At 61.2% G+C, this 17,944-nt stretch carries 14 protein-coding genes and 1 other RNA gene; 7 read left to right on the top strand and 8 right to left on the bottom strand.

Annotation, left to right across the window (positions count from 1 at the left end; all coding sequences use genetic code 11):
- Nucleotides 1-45 precede the first annotated feature (45 nt).
- Nucleotides 46-1,824, bottom strand: a complete 1,779-nt coding sequence (locus ACQY1L_RS05575) for an acetolactate synthase 3 large subunit (protein ID WP_082471955.1) — start codon at nt 1,822-1,824, stop codon at nt 46-48.
- A 382-nt stretch (nt 1,825-2,206) separates the two neighbouring features.
- Between ACQY1L_RS05575 and ACQY1L_RS05570 the strand changes: the two genes are divergently transcribed.
- Nucleotides 2,207-4,396 (top strand): helicase HerA domain-containing protein, encoded by a 2,190-nt coding sequence (locus tag ACQY1L_RS05570; protein ID WP_062581035.1) that lies wholly within the window; start codon nt 2,207-2,209, stop codon nt 4,394-4,396.
- Nucleotides 4,397-4,412: 16 nt separating this feature from the next.
- Here ACQY1L_RS05570 and miaA read toward each other — a convergent pair whose 3' ends face one another.
- Nucleotides 4,413-5,306, bottom strand: a complete 894-nt coding sequence (miaA, locus tag ACQY1L_RS05565; RefSeq protein ID WP_430243222.1) for a tRNA (adenosine(37)-N6)-dimethylallyltransferase MiaA — start codon at nt 5,304-5,306, stop codon at nt 4,413-4,415.
- Here miaA and serB point away from each other — a divergent pair, their 5' ends adjacent.
- Together serB and ACQY1L_RS05555 are read left to right on the top strand one after the other, a co-directional pair.
- The gene (serB, locus tag ACQY1L_RS05560) at nt 5,307-6,200 is read left to right on the top strand and encodes a phosphoserine phosphatase SerB (protein ID WP_430243220.1); all 894 of its coding nucleotides are present in this window, start codon (nt 5,307-5,309) and stop codon (nt 6,198-6,200) included. It begins immediately after the preceding gene.
- A 26-nt stretch (nt 6,201-6,226) separates the two neighbouring features.
- Complete coding sequence (locus ACQY1L_RS05555; protein WP_430261985.1) at nt 6,227-6,829, top strand: GNAT family N-acetyltransferase; 603 nt, start codon at nt 6,227-6,229, stop codon at nt 6,827-6,829.
- A 9-nt stretch (nt 6,830-6,838) separates the two neighbouring features.
- Here the strand turns inward: ACQY1L_RS05555 and ACQY1L_RS05550 are convergent, their stop codons facing one another.
- From ACQY1L_RS05550 to ACQY1L_RS05530, 5 genes are all read right to left on the bottom strand, one after another.
- The gene (locus ACQY1L_RS05550) at nt 6,839-8,614 is read right to left on the bottom strand and encodes a Do family serine endopeptidase (protein WP_430243217.1); all 1,776 of its coding nucleotides are present in this window, start codon (nt 8,612-8,614) and stop codon (nt 6,839-6,841) included.
- Nucleotides 8,615-8,850: 236 nt separating this feature from the next.
- The gene (gene hflC, locus ACQY1L_RS05545; RefSeq protein WP_062581041.1) at nt 8,851-9,813 is read right to left on the bottom strand and encodes a protease modulator HflC; all 963 of its coding nucleotides are present in this window, start codon (nt 9,811-9,813) and stop codon (nt 8,851-8,853) included.
- Entirely contained in the window at nt 9,813-10,925 is a 1,113-nt protein-coding gene (gene hflK / locus ACQY1L_RS05540) for an FtsH protease activity modulator HflK (protein WP_062581043.1), read from the bottom strand. Before hflK ends, hflC begins: the two co-directional genes overlap by 1 nt.
- 162 nt (nt 10,926-11,087) lie before the next feature.
- Nucleotides 11,088-11,615 carry a dihydrofolate reductase gene (locus tag ACQY1L_RS05535; RefSeq protein WP_430243214.1) on the bottom strand — a complete coding sequence of 176 codons (528 nt, stop codon included), beginning with the start codon at nt 11,613-11,615 and terminating at the stop codon, nt 11,088-11,090.
- Nucleotides 11,615-12,409, bottom strand: coding sequence for a thymidylate synthase (locus ACQY1L_RS05530; protein WP_209901104.1), 795 nt, complete (start codon nt 12,407-12,409; stop codon nt 11,615-11,617). The genes ACQY1L_RS05535 and ACQY1L_RS05530 overlap by 1 nt, the downstream gene beginning before the upstream one ends.
- A 124-nt stretch (nt 12,410-12,533) precedes the next feature.
- Between ACQY1L_RS05530 and ssrA the strand changes: the two genes are divergently transcribed.
- From ssrA to ACQY1L_RS05510, 4 genes are all read left to right on the top strand, one after another.
- Nucleotides 12,534-12,902: a transfer-messenger RNA gene (gene ssrA / locus ACQY1L_RS05525) on the top strand.
- A gap of 111 nt (nt 12,903-13,013) precedes the next feature.
- Entirely contained in the window at nt 13,014-13,517 is a 504-nt protein-coding gene (locus ACQY1L_RS05520) for an SspB family protein (RefSeq protein WP_062456270.1), read from the top strand.
- 9 nt (nt 13,518-13,526) lie between these two features.
- Nucleotides 13,527-13,733: a DUF4169 family protein gene (locus ACQY1L_RS05515; protein ID WP_062456267.1), complete on the top strand. Its 207-nt coding sequence runs from the start codon at nt 13,527-13,529 to the stop codon at nt 13,731-13,733.
- 98 nt (nt 13,734-13,831) lie between these two features.
- Nucleotides 13,832-14,077, top strand: a complete 246-nt coding sequence (locus ACQY1L_RS05510; RefSeq protein ID WP_062456265.1) for a ribbon-helix-helix domain-containing protein — start codon at nt 13,832-13,834, stop codon at nt 14,075-14,077.
- Nucleotides 14,078-14,128: 51 nt separating this feature from the next.
- Here the strand turns inward: ACQY1L_RS05510 and ACQY1L_RS05505 are convergent, their stop codons facing one another.
- Nucleotides 14,129-17,857 (bottom strand): AsmA-like C-terminal region-containing protein, encoded by a 3,729-nt coding sequence (locus tag ACQY1L_RS05505; RefSeq protein ID WP_430243211.1) that lies wholly within the window; start codon nt 17,855-17,857, stop codon nt 14,129-14,131.
- Nucleotides 17,858-17,944 lie beyond the last annotated feature (87 nt).

Below are 17,944 nucleotides of genomic sequence, written 5' to 3'. Positions count from 1 at the left end.
TAGGTTCAGGACGCCAGCCCTCCGCTGACGCCCCAGATGCGCCGATCAAACCAGCTGACGGCCCTTGGCGTCGATCGCGGTTGCAACAACTTCGTCGGTCGCCTCGTCCGGCAACAGCATCTCGTTATGGGCTTTGCCTGACGGGATCATCGGGAAGCAGTTGGCAAGGTTTGCGACACGGCAGTCGAAGATGACTGGCTGCCGGATTGCGATCATCTCGGCGATCTTGTCGTCCAGCTCCTTCGGATCGTCGCAATACATGCCGACAGCACCGTAAGCTTCCGCGAGTTTGACGAAGTCAGGCATCGCTTCCGTATAGGAGTTCGACAAACGGTTGCCGTGAAGCAGCTGCTGCCACTGGCGCACCATGCCCATATACTGGTTGTTCAGGATAAAGATCTTGACCGGCAGATCGTGCTGGATCGCGCAGGACATTTCCTGGATGCACATCTGGATCGACGCGTCGCCGGCAATGTCGATGACGAGCGCATCGGGATGCGCGACCTGAACGCCGAGAGCTGCCGGCAGGCCGTAACCCATCGTGCCGAGACCACCCGATGTCATCCAGCGGTTCGGCTCTTCGAAACCGAAGAACTGTGCCGCCCACATCTGGTGCTGGCCGACCTCGGTCGTGATGAAGGTCTTGTGACCCTTCGTCGCCTCGTAGAGACGCTCGACCGCGTATTGCGGCATGATGACGTCGGTCGAGTTCTTGTAGGAAAACGACTTGCGACCCCGCCAGCTCTGGATTTCGCTCCACCAGTCGGAGATCTGCGCCTTGTCCTGCTTTTGCGGCAGGGCGCGCCACAGGCGGACCATCTCCTCCAGAACATGGCCGACATCACCGATGATCGGGATCTCGACACGAACGTTCTTGTTGATCGACGACGGGTCGATATCGATGTGGATCTTGCGCGAGTTCGGCGCGAACGCGTTCAGGCGACCGGTGATGCGGTCGTCGAAACGCGCACCGACGCAAACCATGACGTCGCAGTCATGCATCGCCATGTTGGCTTCATAGGAACCGTGCATGCCCAGCATGCCGAGCCAGTTCTTGCCCGATGCCGGATAGGCGCCGAGCCCCATCAGCGTCGAGGTGATCGGGAAATCCGTCAGCTCAATCAGCTCGCGCAGCAAACGCGATGCTTCCGGACCGGAATTGATGACGCCGCCGCCTGTGTAGAGGATCGGCCGACGGGCCGAAGCCATCAGCTGGACGGCTGCCTCGATTGCCTGCATATCGCCGGCAAGCTTGGGCGCGTAGCTCTTGTTGGCAGGCGTCGCGCCCGGTGGCGTGTAGGTTCCGGTCGCAAACTGGATATCCTTTGGGATATCGACGACAACAGGTCCCGGACGGCCCGACTGGGCGATACGGAACGCCTCGTGGATGACGCCAGCCAGCTGGTCGACGTCCTTGACGAGCCAGTTGTGCTTGGTGCAGGGGCGCGTGATGCCGACCGTATCGGCTTCCTGGAAGGCGTCCGAGCCGATCAGGTTGGTCGGAACCTGGCCAGTCAGACACACGAGCGGGATCGAATCCATCAGCGCGTCCTGCAGCGGCGTAACCGCGTTGGTGGCGCCTGGACCTGACGTGACGAGCATGACACCGACCTTACCGGTCGAACGGGCATAGCCTTCGGCAGCATGGCCGGCGCCCTGTTCGTGGCGGACGAGGATGTGCTTGATGTCATCCTGCTGGAAGATTTCGTCATAGATCGGCAGGATCGCGCCGCCGGGATAGCCGAAAATATGCTCGACGCCGTTGTCCTTGAGCGCCTTCAGGACGATCTCTGCGCCCGTCATCCTGTTATTCGTATCCGTCATCATCGTCATCCGTTCACTTCTGGATTTACCGGCGGCTCCTCCGAGCCGGTTTGAAGACATAAAAAAAGGCCCCTTGAGGAGCCTGTCTTTCCGCGCATGGGTGGCTATCGCCGGACGGTTACACCGTCCTGCCCATGCGCGTTCCCACCACGATAAGTGCGTTCGAAATCTTCATGGCCGTGAGTGTTAGCCGGATATGCCCCATTCGTCAACGCAGACCGTCAGCAAAAACGTCATCTCATTGAGATCGCTCGCAGTTCACGCCGAAAGTCACGAGGTCCTACACAAGTTGTTAAGCCGGCAAGGCTACAGTCGCGAGATTGGAGGAACCTGATCTCCATATCACCTTTCGATTGCCACCCCATTTGCAGGGCCGTTACTGTTGTTGAACAACGACCTTCACCGTTCGATCTCTGCCGGGGAGCAAGAGCGTCGCGATGCCCAGAAAATCGGTAACCGGATGCTGGGCCGTGTCGTCGCCTGCAACGGCTCGCATGCGACGATCGCAGCTGTCGCCGAGCATGGCGACACCGATCTCACCGAACTCTGGTCCGTCGGCCGGCTGATCTCCATTTCCGTCGGCAGCAACCGCGTCGTCGCGCTTGCCTATTCGATGCAATCTGGCGAACGCCAGTGGGCGGAAGGCGAAGACACGAAATTCCACATCGAAGTCGAGCTGCTCGGCGAGGTCCGTGTCGGGCATGATGGCCGCGAAGAGTTTTCGAGCGGCATTTCCGCCTACCCCTATCTCGGCGCCATTGCCCATCGTATCCGCTCGGCCGACCTTCTGCGCATCTACGATGCCGGCAAGAACGATACGTGCACGATCGGCAAGCTCAGCCAGGATGAGAGCATCGATGCGGCGATTCATGTGCCTTCGATGCTGTCGAAGCATTTCGCCATCGTCGGCTCCACCGGCGTCGGCAAGTCGACAGCCGTTTCGCTTCTCCTGCACAAGGCGATCGAAGCCGACCATCGGCTGCGCGTTCTGATCCTCGATCCGCACAACGAATTTGCGGCAGCCTTTCCCGATCATGCGGTCGTTATCGATACCGACACGCTCGACCTGCCTTTCTGGCTGATGCGCCTTGAGGAATTCTCGGAAGTCATTTTCCGTGGCCGCCCGGCTATCCCCGAAGAGCTCGACATCATGCGCGACCTCATTCCGGAAGCAAAACGCGCTTTCAAGGGCAGCGATTCGGGCCTGATGCGCCGCTCGGCTTCGGAAAAAAGTTCGCTGACCGCTGATACGCCCGTCCCTTACCGCATGGCCGATCTGCTGGCCCTGATCGACGAACGGCTCGGCAGGCTGGAGGGTCGCTCCGACAAGCCGTTCCTGCGCGCTCTGAAAATGCGCATCACGTCGGCGATCAACGATCCGCGCTACCATTTCATGTTCTCCAACAACACGATCCAAGACACGATCATGGAGACGATCGCGCATATCTTCCGCATTCCCGGCGACGACCGGCCGATCTCGACGTTCCAGCTTGCCGGCATCCCATCGGAAGTCGTGAACTCTGTCGCCTCTATCCTCTGCCGCATGGCGTTCGAGCTTGCGCTCTGGAGCAATGGCGCAATTCACATGCTCGTTGTCTGCGAGGAAGCGCACCGCTACGTACCGGCGGACCGGGAGCTCGGGTTTGCACCGACCGTGCAGGCCATCTCCCGCATTGCAAAGGAAGGCCGCAAATACGGCGTTTCCCTTGGCATCATCACGCAGCGCCCAGGCGAGCTTGACCAGACGATCCTGTCCCAGTGTTCGACACTGTTTGCCATGCGCCTGTCGAATGAGCGGGATCAGGTCATCATCAAGTCGGCGATCCCGAATTCGTCGATCTCGACGACGAGCTTCCTGTCGTCGATCGGCAATGGCGAGGCAATCGCGTTCGGCGAGGCCATCTCGGTTCCCATGCGCATGCGCTTCTCACGCGTCGAGAAACGCTATCTTCCAAAGACCAACAGTCTTGCAAACAAGGGCAGCGAAGAAACGCCCGACACGGTTGATTTGCGTTCGATCGTGTCCCGCATGCGCTCGGTCACAGCGCCGGAAATCTCATCGTTCCAGCAGAGCTATTCCGCCAATCCACCCGCCCCGGAGGCAGGTCTGCCGATCCCGCCCGAAGACAGGCAGGCTGTGCCGTCCGCCGATGACGCGGAACTGAATGACTGGCGGCGTGAAATCGGCAGCGGTATACCGCCGCTCGATGCGCCTGCCCCGCGCTCGCCGGAACCGCCCTCGTTGGCACCCTACAGATCCGACATGCTACCGACCCCGCGTGCAGCGGAGCGGCTTGCACCGCGCTTCCCGGAACGCGACAGGCCGGTTGAGCGCTTTGCCGAGCGTCCCGCGGAGCGTCAGACCGACCGGCTCACGGATCGCCCGCCCGCCATTCACGACCGTTTCGCCGATCTTCGTCGGCAGGTTTCGTCCGAGACCCCTCGACCAGGCTCGCCGTCACTGGAACCGCGTCCGAACGCATTCCTGCGGCGCGAAGCTCCGCCAAGGGAAGGTTCGTTGCGCGATGGCCTTCTCAAGAAGCCGCTGAGTAGTCTCTACGACAAGGACTGATCGCGAGCGAGCGTCCTCACGTCGCGAGGCGCTCCCAGCTTTCGTCCATCTGGTTGCGGAACCAGGTCATCTGACGCTTGGCATATTGCCGCGTCAGCGCGGAGCCACGCTCGATGACCGCGTCGCGGGTCATCCGTCCCGCGAGCATTTCGCCGATCTCCCGCACGCCGATCGCCTTCATGATCGGCAGGTCCGGGGCCGGATCGCAGGCGAGCAGCGATTCGACCTCCTCGACTGCGCCCCCATCCAGCATCTTGACGAAGCGGGCATTGATACGATCGTGCAGGATTTTTCGATCCGGCAGAACGACGATTTTGCGCGCTCGCAACGGATCGATGATGACCGGGCCTGCCTTGCCCTGAAACTCGGTGATGGATCGGCCTGTTTCTTCCAGCACCTCCAGTGCCCGCAGGATTCGCTGTCCGTCCATCGGCCTCAGATTGGCGGCAACCGCCGCGTCACGTGCCGATAACTCCGAGTGAAGCGCCTGCGGTCCCTCCTCCTTGAGCCGCAAGCGCACACGGCACCGAATATCCTGGGAAATCTCCGGCATGTCCGAAAGACCGCCCGTGAGCGCCTTGAAGTACAGCCCCGTGCCGCCGACGAAGACCGGAATCCGCCCCTGTTCTTTCAAGACCGGCAGGAGTGCGGATACGTCCCGCTGCCATTCGCCCGTCGAATAGGCGTGTGTCGCCGGCACATGCCCATAGAGGTAATGGGTGATGTCCGCGGTCTCTTCCTCTGACGGACGCGCGGTGATGATCCTGAGCGTGTCGTAAACCTGCATGCTATCGGCGTTGACGACGACGCCGCCGCATTCGCGTGCCATGCGAATGGCAAGCGCCGACTTGCCGCTGGCAGTTGGCCCGGTTATCAGGATCGCATCAGTATTTTGCATAAGGTCGGTCATATGGCTTTCGTTGCCACGCTCATTGCCCATCCGTCAAACCCCGTTCTCACTCCGGCCATCGCCGAACGGGCCGCCAAGGCGGTCAATGCCTCCGGTCTCTACTGGCTGGCAGACGGGATCGCCTGCGATATCGCCCTTCGCGACGGCACCGATCTCTCGGCTGCGGAAGAAACACTTCGCGGCTTGATCGGCGAGGAGCGGATCGATGTCGTGGTGCAGGAGGCGGAAACCCGGCGCAAGTCGTTCCTCATCGCAGACATGGATTCCACCATGATCGGCCAGGAATGCATCGATGAACTCGCGGACGTCGTCGGTTTGAAGGACAAGGTGGCGACGATAACGGCACGTGCCATGAACGGCGAGATCGCATTCGAGCCGGCGTTGAGAGAACGGGTGGCGCTCTTAAAAGGCCTGCCGATCCGCGTCGTCGATGAGGTCATCGAGAAGCGGATCACGTTGACATCGGGTGGACCGGAACTGATCGCGACGATGAAGACGAAAGGTGGGTACACGGCACTCGTGTCCGGTGGCTTTACCGTCTTTACAAGCCGCATCGCCGCAATGCTCGACTTCGACATCAACCGCGCCAACATCCTTCTCGAAGAAGACGGCATCCTGACCGGCGAAGTCGCCGAACCCATCCTCGGCAAACAGGCCAAGGTGGATGCGTTGGAAGAGATCGCCCGCGAACTCGGCATCACCCCTGATGATACGATTGCTGTCGGCGATGGCGCAAACGACCTTGGCATGCTCGGCATCGCAGGCTCCGGCGTTGCCCTCCATGCCAAGCCCACCGTTGCGGCCCAGGCCAAGATCCGAATCGACCACGGCGACCTGACCGCGCTCCTCTATATCCAGGGCTACCGGAAGACGGATTTCGTCATTCCCGGCTGAGGCTCCACAGAGGGATGAGCATCACCATGCAACCGCAGCCTGTCGCAACCACGCTCCTTGAAACTTCACGCCTCGTCCTGCGCCGCTGGCTCCCCACGGACCGGGACTTGTTCCGCGAAATCAACGCGGATCCTGACGTGATGGCGTTCTTCCCGTTCCGTCGCAGCCACGACGAATCGGATGCGTTCCTCGGGAAACTGAACGACATGTTTTCCGAAAACGGGCTTGGCATTTACGCGCTCGAACTCAGGGAAACCGGCGAGCCACTCGGGTTTTGCGGGCTGACCTATGCCAATATGCCGGGGATTTTTCCGGCCGAAACGGTGGAGATCGGCTGGCGTCTGGCTGCCCGTTACTGGGGCAATGGCTATGTGACGGAAGCGGCAGAAGCGCTTCTCGATTTCGCCTTCGTGGAGAAGGACATCAAGGCCGTCGTCTCGTTCGCCGTAGCGGACAATAACCGCTCGACGGCTGTCATGAAGCGCCTTGGAATGCATCGGGCGGCCGGCATGGATTTCGACCATCCGCGCGTGCCGGAGACGCATCCCCACCTCAAGCGCCATGTCGTCTACGCAATGACACCGGAGGAATGGACAAGGCGGAACGCCCGCCTTGTCGAGGAAGCCTGAACTCTCAGGCTATTCCAGCGGAAGTGCCACGAACCGCAGGTTTCCGGTCTTGTCGGCCACCATGACATGCGCGTTGCGGCGGCCTTCCTTCTTCAGCACGTCGAAGCGCTTGGCGACCTCACCCGGGTTCTCGACGAAGTCCTGGGCGATTTCGACCACCACGTCGCCGGCCTTGAAGCCCTTGGCAGCGGCAACCGAACCAGCCTTCACCTCGGACACCACCACGCCCTCGACGCTTTCCGCGATCCCGAACGTCTTGCGGTGCGCCTCATCCAGCACGCTCAGCGTCATGCCGTAAACCGTGACGGGCTCGCTGCTTTTCTCGCCGGCGTCCGGGGAGCCGCTGTCATTCTTGCCCTGGTCATCCGGGGACTGATCGTCAGGGCTTTGTGCGTCTGGCGACTGTCCATCGGGTGCTGCCGGCTCATCGCCATCTGCGGCATCGGCCGTATCATCGAGTTGCCCGAGCGTGATGCGAACGGTCTGCTCCTTGCCGTCGCGCAGCAACCGCACCTCGACATCCTTGCCCACAGGGCTTTCGGCAACAATCCGCGGCAGATCGCGCATCGAACTGACCGACTGTCCGTCGAAGGCGAGCACGACATCGCCCGACTTGATTTCACCGTTCTTGATCGGACCGTTTTCAACGACGCCGGAAACCAGTGCTCCACGGGCCTTGTCGAGCCCCAGGCTCGCCGCGATATCGTCAGTCACGGGCTGAATGCGGACACCGAGCCAGCCGCGGCGCGTTTCGCCGAACTCGATCAGCTGATGGACGATGTTTTCCGCAAGTTCTGTCGGGACGGCAAAGCCGATACCGATCGAGCCGCCGGAGGGTGAAATGATCGCCGTGTTGATCCCGATTACCTCGCCGCGCATGTTGAACAGCGGTCCGCCGGAATTGCCCTTGTTGATCGCCGCATCCGTCTGAATGAAGTTGTCGTAGGGCCCTGCATTGATGTTTCTGCCGCGTGCGGACACGATGCCGAGCGTCACCGACCCGCCAAGACCAAACGGATTGCCGATCGCCATGACCCAGTCGCCGATCCGGATCTTCTTGGAATCACCGAAGGGAACGGCCTTGAGCGGCGTCTTGGACTCGACCTTCAGCACGGAGAGGTCGGTTTTTGTGTCGGTGCCGACCAGCCGGGCCTTCAACTTACGGCCATCCGGGAAAATCACCTCGATATCGTCGGCGCCTTCGATAACGTGGTTGTTCGTCACCACATAGCCGGAGGAATCAATCACGAAGCCGGAGCCGAGCGAAGACACCTTCTGGTTTCCGCCCTGATTGTCCTTGTCGTCGAAAAAGTCGTCGAAGAATTCCTGGAAGGGTGAGCCCTCCTGGATCTGCGGCTGCGGGCCGGCACCCTGGTCCTTGACGCTCTGCGACGTCGAGATGTTGACGACGGCGTCGAGCAGGCCTTCCGCCAGATCGGAGATCGGCGCTGGACCGGCGGGCACTGCGGACTGGCTGACCGGAGGTGGCGGATTGAAATTGTTGCCGACTGGCGCTGGTGGCGCGGGCAGCATGCCGCCGGGCTGAGTGGCCGGCTGGCTGTTAGCCTGTGGAGCCGGCGCCTGTCCCGGAGGTGCCGGGGCTTCCCCCTGCGGAGCGGGCGCCTGTCCCTGAGGCGCTGGCGCCTGTGGCCGAGGGGCCGGGGCCTGGACCTGCTGCGGCTGGGCCGGGCTTTGCGCCAGTGCCTGAAGCGGACTGACCATGACGGCAACCACTAGACCGAGGCTCACGGAACCCTTCAAGGACGATAGTTTCGAATGGCCCATTGGCATCCTCGTTTTCTGTCACGGTGTCTGCTGCGGCAGAAAAGCATCCGTGCAACCCACAACGTTACGCATTGATAACTCGCGCCCCGTTCTGAAGAAAGCATAGGGCGGAATAACGGCCGGGAAAATTACCTTTTCGTGAAACCGCGACCATCGGCGCACATGGATGTGGATGACGGGTGAAAAGGGCAGTTGCGAAAAGGGCGGCCATGACAGGCCGCCCTTTTCTTAAGTGCTTAGTTCGTCGGTTGCGCCGGTGCCGGCTGGGCTGGCGTCGGCTGTGCCGGTGCAGGCCGTCCCGCTGCAGGCGGCGTTACCACGCCGTCCGACGAGTTGAAGAACCGGAAGAACTGTGAATCAGGCGAAAGCACCAGGGTCGTATCCTTCCCGGCCATCGAGGCGACATAGGCGCGCATCGACCGGTAGAACTGGAAGAACGACGGATCACGCTGGAACGCTTCCCCAAAGATGCGGTTACGCTCGGCATCGCCCTGACCTCGGATGATTTCCGAATCGCGCTGCGCTTCCGAGACGAACTCGACAACCTGGCGGTCGGCGATAGCACGGCGGCGCTGGCCTTCTTCGCTACCACGGGCGCGAATGAGTTCCGCTTCCGCGAGACGCTCGGCACGCATGCGCGCAAACGTCTGCTGCGAGACTTCCTGCGTCAGATCCGTACGGCGGATGCGGACATCCTGGATCTTGACGCCAAGCGTTTCGGCGGCAACGTCGAGATCACGCTTGACCTCGGTCATCATCGACGCACGCTCTTCGGACAGCGCCTCGGTAAAGCTGCGCAGACCGTAGACGCGGCGCAGACCGGCGTCGAGACGCGTGCTGATACGCGATTCGGCAGACACGCGATCGCCCGAAACCGCTTCCCGGAAACGCTGCGGATTTTCGATCCGGTAGATCACGAACGCGTCGACTTCATAGAAGGCGCCGCCGCGGACCTGAACGCGGATATTGTCGAGATCCAGGCGAAGTGCGCGGTCTTCGATATACTGAACGCGATCCGCATCGGCAAAGGCGAAGGGAAGCTTGAAATAGATCCCCGGCTCGTTCTTCACGCTCTGGATTTCACCGAAGCGAAGCACGAGCGCCTGCTGCCGTTCGTTGACGACGAAGACGGACGAGTAGACGAGGAAAAGGAGAACGGCGAGACCGATCAGGAAAGCGGGCAATTTGTTCGAGATCATCAGTTGCCCCCCTGTGCGGCTGCCGGCCGGTTGATTTCATTGAGCGGCAGATAAGGGACGACGTTCTGACCCTGCTCGATGATGACCTTGTTGGAGTTCTTCAGAACGTTCTCCATGGTCTCGATGAAGATGCGTTCGCGCGTCACGTCCGGTGCGTTCACATATTGGTCGTAGATCGACACGAAGCGCTGCGCTTCACCCTGAGCCTCGTTGACCGTCTGGTCACGATAGGCGGACGCCTCTTCGCGGACCTGCGCGGCCTGACCGCGGGCGCCACCAAGCTTCTGGTTGGCGTAGCGATTGGCTTCCTCGACGATACGGTCTTCGTCCTGCTCGGCGCGCTGAACCTCTTCGAACGCGTCTGCCACTTCGCGCGGCGGCGCGGCATCTTCGATCGGCACGGCGTTGATGGCAATGCCTGCGCCGTAACGGTCCATCGTGCCCTGAATGATGTCGCGCACCTGCGTCGACATGCCTTCACGAGCGTCGCGGAAAATATCCTGAGCCGGACGGCGTCCGACGACTTCGCGCATGGCGCTGTCTGCAACCTGCTGCAGCGTCTGGGCCGGGGCCTCGACGTTGAAGAGATAGGCGCGTGGATCGGTGACGGTGAAGAGGACCGAAAACTGGACGTTGACGATATTCTGGTCGCCGGTCAGCATCCATCCGGCATTCGAATTGGTGGCACTGCTGCGCGCACCGATATTCTGCTGCTGCTCGGTGACCTTGACGATCTCCACCGTTTCGAACGGCCAGAGATGGAAGTGAAGGCCCGGCATCGACAGCTCTTCCTTGGGCTTTCCAAACCGAAGTTCGACGCCCCGCTCGTCCGGCTGAACCGTATAGATCGATTCGAATGCCAGGAATGCGAGAACGGCCAGAAAGACGACCGCGACTGCTCCGCCGTTGAAACCACCAGGCATAAAACCCTTCAGCCGGTCTTGGCTGCGCCGCAGGATGTCTTCGAGGTCAGGCGGTCCGCCATTTCCCCCTCCGCCACCACCGCCGCCGCGCGGACGGTTCGGGCCTTGTCCCCAAGGTCCTTGATTGTTACCGCCGCCGCCGCCGCCGCCCCATGGGCCGCCGCCGCCATTCTGATTGCTCCAGGGCATCAAAACCTCTTTGTTAGTGCTACTCCCTAACCGGTCGCCTGTCCGAGCCGCCTGAAATGCAGCAGCTCGCGGTCCGTGCCCCCGGTCATGCCGTTATAAGTATCGGAAGAGCCGCTTTCAACGCAGCTTCAATAACTTCCCGGTGTTCGGTAACGAATTATGTCACTTTGGCATCGATCGGCGGCTGTAGACAGCAAAACGGGTGGCAAAGCTGTCGCGCTCGCCGGCCGGGACGAAGATCTCCTCGATCTTTTCGTACACGGTTGGATCGATTGCTGGAAACATCGTATCACCGTCTGCAATATCCGCTTCCACATGGGTCACGTAAAGTCGGTCTGCCAGATCGATTGCTTTCGCGTAGATTTCACCGCCTCCGAGAATGCCGATCTCTTCAGCACTGGTCGCTGCAGCGATCTCCCTCGCCCTAGATATCGCCTGCTCGAGGGACGCCGCCGTCTCCACACCCTCGACCGAGAGATCGCGATTGCGGGTGACCACGACATGCGGGCGGCCGGGCAGCGGCTTGCCGCCGAAGCTGTCGAGCGTCTTTCGCCCCACCACCATCGGCTTGCCGAGCGTCATCGCCTTGAAACGTTTGAGGTCGGTCGACAATCGCCACGGCATGTCGCCATCTCTGCCGATGACATTGTTGCGCGACACCGCGACGAAGATTGCGACCGGAACCGCCATCAGACTGCAATCGGTGCTTTGATGCTGGGATCAGCGACGTAATTCTCCAGCGCAAAATCCTCAAAGCGGAAGGAGAAGATGTCCTTCACATCAGGATTGATGCGCAGTGTCGGCAGCGGCTTCGGCTCGCGCGTCATCTGCAGCCGCGCCTGTTCGAAATGATCCGAATAGATATGCGCGTCGCCAAGCGTATGCACGAAATCGCCAAGCTTCAGCCCGGTCACCTGCGCCACCATCATGGTCAGGAGCGCGTAAGAGGCGATGTTGAACGGAACTCCCAAAAATATGTCCGCCGACCGCTGGTAGAGCTGACACGACAGCCGCCCCTCCGACACGTAGAACTGGAACAGGCAATGGCAGGGCGGCAGCGCCATGTCGTCAACCTGTGCAGGATTCCAGGCTGTGACGATGTGCCGGCGCGAGTTTGGGTTGACCTTCAGGTTCTCGATCAGGTGGGCGATCTGATCCACATGACCGCCATCAGGCGTCGGCCATGAGCGCCACTGATATCCGTAAACCGGACCGAGATCGCCTTTTTCGTCCGCCCATTCATCCCAGATGGAGACACCATTCTCCTTGAGATAGGCAATGTTCGTGTCGCCCTTCAGAAACCACAAGAGCTCATGGATGATCGAGCGCAGATGCAGCTTCTTGGTGGTGAGGACCGGAAAACCCTCGTTCAGATCGAATCGCATCTGATAGCCGAAGACCGAGCGGGTACCGGTCCCGGTGCGGTCGCCGCGGTCGGCGCCAGTCTCCATCACGTGCCGGAGAAGGTCGAGATACTGCTTCATGGGTCTTCCGCCGATTGGTCGAGATCGTCCTACATAATAGCACGAAGCCTACTCACCAATCACCTCCCCGTCACCGGCGCGGCTTTTCCAAGCTTTTCACGTTGATGATAGGAATATGACGAGACCTCTTTTCATCCGGTTCGCAAACCCCTATATCACTCGTGCCGGACTTCGGTTCGGATATGGCGATAAACGGTCGATGAAATAAGCCTATTGGACCCGGGGGCGGTACCCGGCGCCTCCACCACAAACCGGTCGGTCAATCTGGACCGGCTTGTGATGGGGGCGAAATAGGATCGACAAGGGTGTAAAGATCGAACTTTTGCTCGGCATGATACCGCCGTTATCGGGTCACAAGTGTAGTTGCAAATGACAACAACGCTAAGGGTTACGCTCTCGCTGCCTAATGGCGGTGCGGGAAACCCGAACTAAGTCCTTACGGTTAGCCCCGTAAGGCGGGGTCCGGAGGCACCTGGCAACAGAAGCCTTCACCTTCGCTCCCCGGTGGAATATCATGACATGACTCGACGCCGAAGCGGACTTCCCCGCGGGCGCGTCTCGTGACATAAGCGGCGTTTGAAGAGCAATAGAAAGACAGGATCGCATGGGGCAGGATCACATCCGCTACGATATTCTGGCACAGGACGCCCTCCGCGGCGTTATCCGCAAGGTTTTGTCCGAGGTCGCGGCAACCGGCAGACTGCCGGGTGACCACCACTTCTTCATCACATTCCTGACCGGCGCACCCGGGGTACGAATCTCTCCGGCGCTGAAGTCGAAATATCCGGAACAGATGACGATCGTCGTCCAGCACCAGTTCTGGGACCTCAAGATCACCGATACGCTTTTTGAAATCGGCCTGTCGTTTAACGATACGCCGGAACGCCTGGTCATCCCGTTCAACACGATCCGCGGCTTCTACGACCCGTCCGTGAATTTCGAACTCGAGTTCGAAGTGCCGATGGTCGAGGAAGGCGAAGTTTCCGCCGAGATCACCGCGATCCCGGTCGATACCACGCCAAAGGTTGTGGATGCGGATGCCGCCACCGGCGAGGACAAGAAGGAAGGCTCCGTCGTCTCCCTCGATTCGTTCCGCAAGAAGCAGTAGGCAGACACGATGTGCGCCGAGATCGTCAACCTTCGGCAGTTTCGCAAAGGCAAGGCGCGTTCGCAAAAGGACGCGGCTGCCGAACAGAACCGCATCAGCTTTGGCCGCACCAAGATTGAGAAGCAGCTGACGACGGCCCTCAACGAAAAAGCGGGGAAAACCCTCGATCAGGGCAAGCTCGAAAAGCCTTCTCCGGAAACGGACGAACGGCGTTAAGGCTTCGTTAGGCTGACTCATGGCAACGGCTTGACCGTGCGCATGCGACATCCTCAATTGCGCTCCATCAATCACCATGAGGGTGACGGGGCCTACACTTGATCCGAAAACATTCTGCGACCCTGCACGGTCATCGAACGAGTTTTTCGCTGGAAGATGAATTCTGGCATGAACTGAAATCCATTGCTGCCAAACGCGGCATCAGTCTGGCCGCCTTGATCGCCGAGGTCGACGACGGTCGTTCGGAAGACAACAATCTTTCCTCCGCACTCCGCCTGCATGTGCTGCGCTGGTTCAAAACCTCGCTGGCAGACTGTCTTGCCGGGCTGCCAGCCAGGCGCTGACGGTCAGCGTCCTCCCGCCCCCCATTTGCTCAGATCAGCGTGCCGCCGCATTCACGGCTGCACGCCCGGCAAACTGGGGTTTGAGGAGCGACCCGTACCCGAAGGCTGCTCCTGGAAAAGGTCGCCGGCGGGTGGCATCGTGAACGGCGCCGGCGCCGATGGCTGCTGGTTCTGCCTTTGGATTTCCCGTTGCCGCTCCTGCTGGAGCCGGGCTGCTTCAGCGCGCCTTGCTGCCTCCTGCCGTTCGGCTTCCTGGCTTCTGCGTTCTGCCTCCGCCGCCTCCTGGCGTGCCCGCTCCTCGGCCTCTGCCTTGACGCGTGCCGCCTCCCGTTCCACGCCACGAAATGTGTAGAGCGCGACTTCGCGGCGCAGCCGCTGTTTCTCGAGCACGCTTGCCTGCAGCGTCTCGACGCGGCGGCGTTCCTGTTCGAAGGCACGCAGTGACAGGAAGTTTGCCATTGCGGCCATATCAATGCGCTGTTCCGGCTGCTCGAGCGATCCGGAATAACCGAGCGTGACAGTCGGTTCTCCCCCCGCCACAGTCTCTTCACCCGCATCGTAACGGACCGACAGCCCGGCATCGATGCGGCTATCGACAAAGTCGAGCACGCCCTCAGCCGAGACCTGTGCGGCGCCGGCCGTTGCGGTAAAATTCTGAACCCGTGCGGCGCCGCCGGTAATCGTCATCGGAATGGTGACGGACCCGAGCCGGGTTGTCCCTTTCAGGACCTCAGTTGTCACGATCGGTTGAACCGCTGCCTCGTTGACCTCGCCCTGCAGCTTGTCGGCACCGGCAAGTATCGGCGCGAGCGCATCCGGATTGATCCCGGCAATCTCGAAATCCTTGAGGCGCATCTCGCCGGAGCCGCTGACGCCATGCATGAGTTCGTCCATGCTCTTGCCAGTCGCCTCGATGCTGACAGTGCTGTCCAGCTTGCCCGTCGCGACCGGTGTGCCGCCCTTTTGCCAGACGAGCGGTGCGAGATCGGCGTTTTCGACCTGCAGCTTTGCCTGGACGATGCCGGTCGCATCGCCGTTCGACATCATCAGCCGTCCGGACAGATTTCCGCCCTGCCAGGTACCGGAGGCGTTGTCGATCGTCAGACCACCGGCTTTGCCGTTCACCCTGCCCGAAAAACCGGTAATTGTTCCAAGCGCATCCGCCCGGAGCGTTTTTGCCGACAGATTGATGCCGACATCCGTCGATCCAATCAGCGGCGTGGCGAACGGCGTCTTTGATGGGGCGCCTGTCACGCCATTCTCCATCGGCCCGAATACCGCCTCGCCCATCCAGGCAAGATCGATCGTGTCGACAGACATGTCGCCGGTAACAGGCAGGCCGGGAGCGCGGCGATCGGCGGATAGCGATCCACCGACAGTGTTTCCGGCAAGATCGCCACTGAGGCCAGAGACTTTCACGGCATCTGCCGAAAGCTCGACATCAGCCGCGAGATTGACAGGCAGTCCGCTGCCGAACTGCGGCAGGCTGACACCGGTGACCAGCAGATAGGGCTCGATATCGGCGCTCTTGAGCGACACCCGCGCCCGCCCTTCGCCAAATCCGGCATTCTGGATATTCACGTCGCCGGCCATCAGCAGCGACGTCTTGGGCGTCGTGAAGCTCAGTTCGGTGGTGGCCGCGTGCTGTTCCTTTTGCTGCAATGTCAGCGCCAACCGTCCCGCGCCGTCACCATCGAAAGGCAAGGGATCGAGACCGGCTTGACCCAGCAGGACCGTCGCCTTCGGGTTGGCAAGCGATGCAGACAGCGTCATCGCGTTGCCGGCCGTGAGATCGAAGATGCCGGGCAGCTTCAGATCTGCATCGACAGTGCTGCCATTCGCCTTGCCGCGCAGCTTGATATTCGCACCGCCAAGACCGCTACCGCCAAGCGAAATATCGGCGATCAGATCCGAATCCGCATACCAGCTGCCGTTTCGGGCCAACCGGTCGAGCAACGGATGATGCGGCAGCCGATCCCGCAGCATGGTGATGAAAGACGTAGGGTCCGGTGAACGGAAACTCACCGACCCGGTCCCGCCGTAGGAAACCAGCGAGCCCTCTACCCTGCCCTTGGCGGACAAGGTGGCGCCCTCGATATCTCCGACAGTCAGCCGCTCCAGCGACAACACGCCCTCGGCCACGCTGAAAGCGGTATCGACCTTGGTTGCAACGACCCCGAGAGCCGTCAGCCGGTCGGCTTTGAGGCTTGCTGCGACCCGGTGATCCAGCACGTCCTGACCGGCATCGTCGCCGGTGACCAGCGAAGCGAGCGCGCGCATCGCGTCGATATCGATCTCGTTGCCGGCAAGCGCCATGGAAAGGCTTGGCGCCTGGCCATTCGGCGACTGGCGCTCCAGCCGACCCTTAAGCGTTGCAGGCCCTATCCCAAGTTCCAGAGCTTCGAACCTCTGAAGTTCCGGCGTGAGGTTCACCTTGGCCGAGAAGCCGGCGTTTTTCAGCTGCCTTATCGCAGGATCAACGCTGCCGGACAGCCAGTCGGCGAGACCTGACGGCTGTGTCGAGGCAACCAGCATGTCGCCGACAAAGGCGGTTCGGTTTGCAAGGTTGAGATTGCCCTTGGCCTCCAGCTGGGTGCGGCCCGGCAGGGTGGCAGTCACATTGTCGACGGCCCAGCCGCGCCCGGCCGGTCTAACGTCGAGATGGATGTCGCGGATCGTTGTGTCGTTGAAGACGATTGCCGGCAGCTTGAGGTTGACCCTTCCTGGCACCTGCGGGATCGGGATCGACGCGACCATCTGCACGAAGGCATTCAGGCGGCGCTGCGCGGACGCCGCCGGATTGCGACCGGTCTTAGCCTGGGGACCGTCGCTCAGGCGGTTGACGTCGATCTGCTGGCCATCGGCCGTCAGCAGGAATTCCGGCTTCGGCCCGGTATCGAGCGTTGCCTCGCCGGTGACGATGTAAGGGTTTTCCTTCGGACCGACTTCGACCCGGTATTGCGGAATGCGGGCGCGCTCGCCGGTCAGCTCGAAATCGCCCGAGACACGCGGACCGGGCGGCGGCGCCTTGACCGGCTCGGACTCGTCTTCTTCCTGCAGGAAGGCAAGGTTGAACTTGCCGTTGTAGCTGGGCTTGTTGTCCACTGCGGCAAGTTCGCCATCGAAATCGACCACGACCGGATGGGCATCCGGCCAGACGCGAAGCCGCAATGGAATCTGCCGTCCCTCGGCGGCGGCTTCACCGCTTGTCAGGCTGAAGCGGGCCTCCTGGCCATCCAGCACCGCATTGCCCTCGCCCCGCCATGGCCCGGCAAGCGTCCCCGCCGACAGGTCGGTGGACAGTCCGGTCATGTGGCGGACCTGGCCGTTGCGATCGTCGATGATCTCGATTTCGCCACCCATGATATGGACGTCTTCGAGAATGACGCTGCGGGCCGCAATCGTCGGGCGACTGCCGCGCAGCCATTCGAACGTGCCGTCCTTCAGGATGCGGAAACGCACCTTCGGCTTGTCGATGCGCATATCGAAAATGCGTGCCTCGCCGGAGAGAAACGGCGCGAGTTCCATATCCATCGAGAATTGCGCCACCTGCACGAGCGGCTGGCCATCGACGTCCTGGCCGACGCGCACGTCATGCAGTGTAACCGACGGAAATGGGAGGATCCGCGCATCGACCGAGCCGTGGACGGCGACCTTCTTGCCGAGCAGACGGCTGGCCTGATCCTCGAAAGCGACGCGGAAGCTCGACCAGTCTACAAAGAACGGCACCAGCAGCGCCGCAAACAGCGCCGCCACGACCAATCCGCCCAAAGCCAACATGATGCGTCCGAGCACCGGCCTATCTCCCTGTTTCTACGGCAAGAGTAGTTCCACGCGCCGGACTGGCAAGTCAATCATTGGGAAGTG

This window comes from Neorhizobium sp. DAR64862/K0K3 (assembly GCF_050500185.1).
GTDB lineage: Bacteria > Pseudomonadota > Alphaproteobacteria > Rhizobiales > Rhizobiaceae > Neorhizobium > Neorhizobium soli.
The sequence above is the reverse complement of the archived record's forward strand: the minus strand, read 5'-3'. Positions and strand labels throughout refer to the sequence as shown.

Coding starts and splice junctions, on each gene's coding strand:
- ACQY1L_RS05535 (WP_430243214.1), bottom strand. CDS start 11,615: ATGGCGGTTCCGGTCGCAATCTTCGTCGCGGTGTCGCGCAACAATGTC.
- serB (WP_430243220.1), top strand. CDS start 5,307: ATGGCTTTCGTTGCCACGCTCATTGCCCATCCGTCAAACCCCGTTCTC.
- ACQY1L_RS05555 (WP_430261985.1), top strand. CDS start 6,227: ATGCAACCGCAGCCTGTCGCAACCACGCTCCTTGAAACTTCACGCCTC.
- ACQY1L_RS05520 (WP_062456270.1), top strand. CDS start 13,014: ATGGGGCAGGATCACATCCGCTACGATATTCTGGCACAGGACGCCCTC.
- hflK (WP_062581043.1), bottom strand. CDS start 10,925: ATGCCCTGGAGCAATCAGAATGGCGGCGGCGGCCCATGGGGCGGCGGC.
- ACQY1L_RS05575 (WP_082471955.1), bottom strand. CDS start 1,824: ATGACGGATACGAATAACAGGATGACGGGCGCAGAGATCGTCCTGAAG.
- ACQY1L_RS05530 (WP_209901104.1), bottom strand. CDS start 12,409: ATGAAGCAGTATCTCGACCTTCTCCGGCACGTGATGGAGACTGGCGCC.
- ACQY1L_RS05505 (WP_430243211.1), bottom strand. CDS start 17,857: ATGTTGGCTTTGGGCGGATTGGTCGTGGCGGCGCTGTTTGCGGCGCTG.
- miaA (WP_430243222.1), bottom strand. CDS start 5,306: ATGACCGACCTTATGCAAAATACTGATGCGATCCTGATAACCGGGCCA.
- ACQY1L_RS05515 (WP_062456267.1), top strand. CDS start 13,527: ATGTGCGCCGAGATCGTCAACCTTCGGCAGTTTCGCAAAGGCAAGGCG.
- hflC (WP_062581041.1), bottom strand. CDS start 9,813: ATGATCTCGAACAAATTGCCCGCTTTCCTGATCGGTCTCGCCGTTCTC.
- ACQY1L_RS05550 (WP_430243217.1), bottom strand. CDS start 8,614: ATGGGCCATTCGAAACTATCGTCCTTGAAGGGTTCCGTGAGCCTCGGT.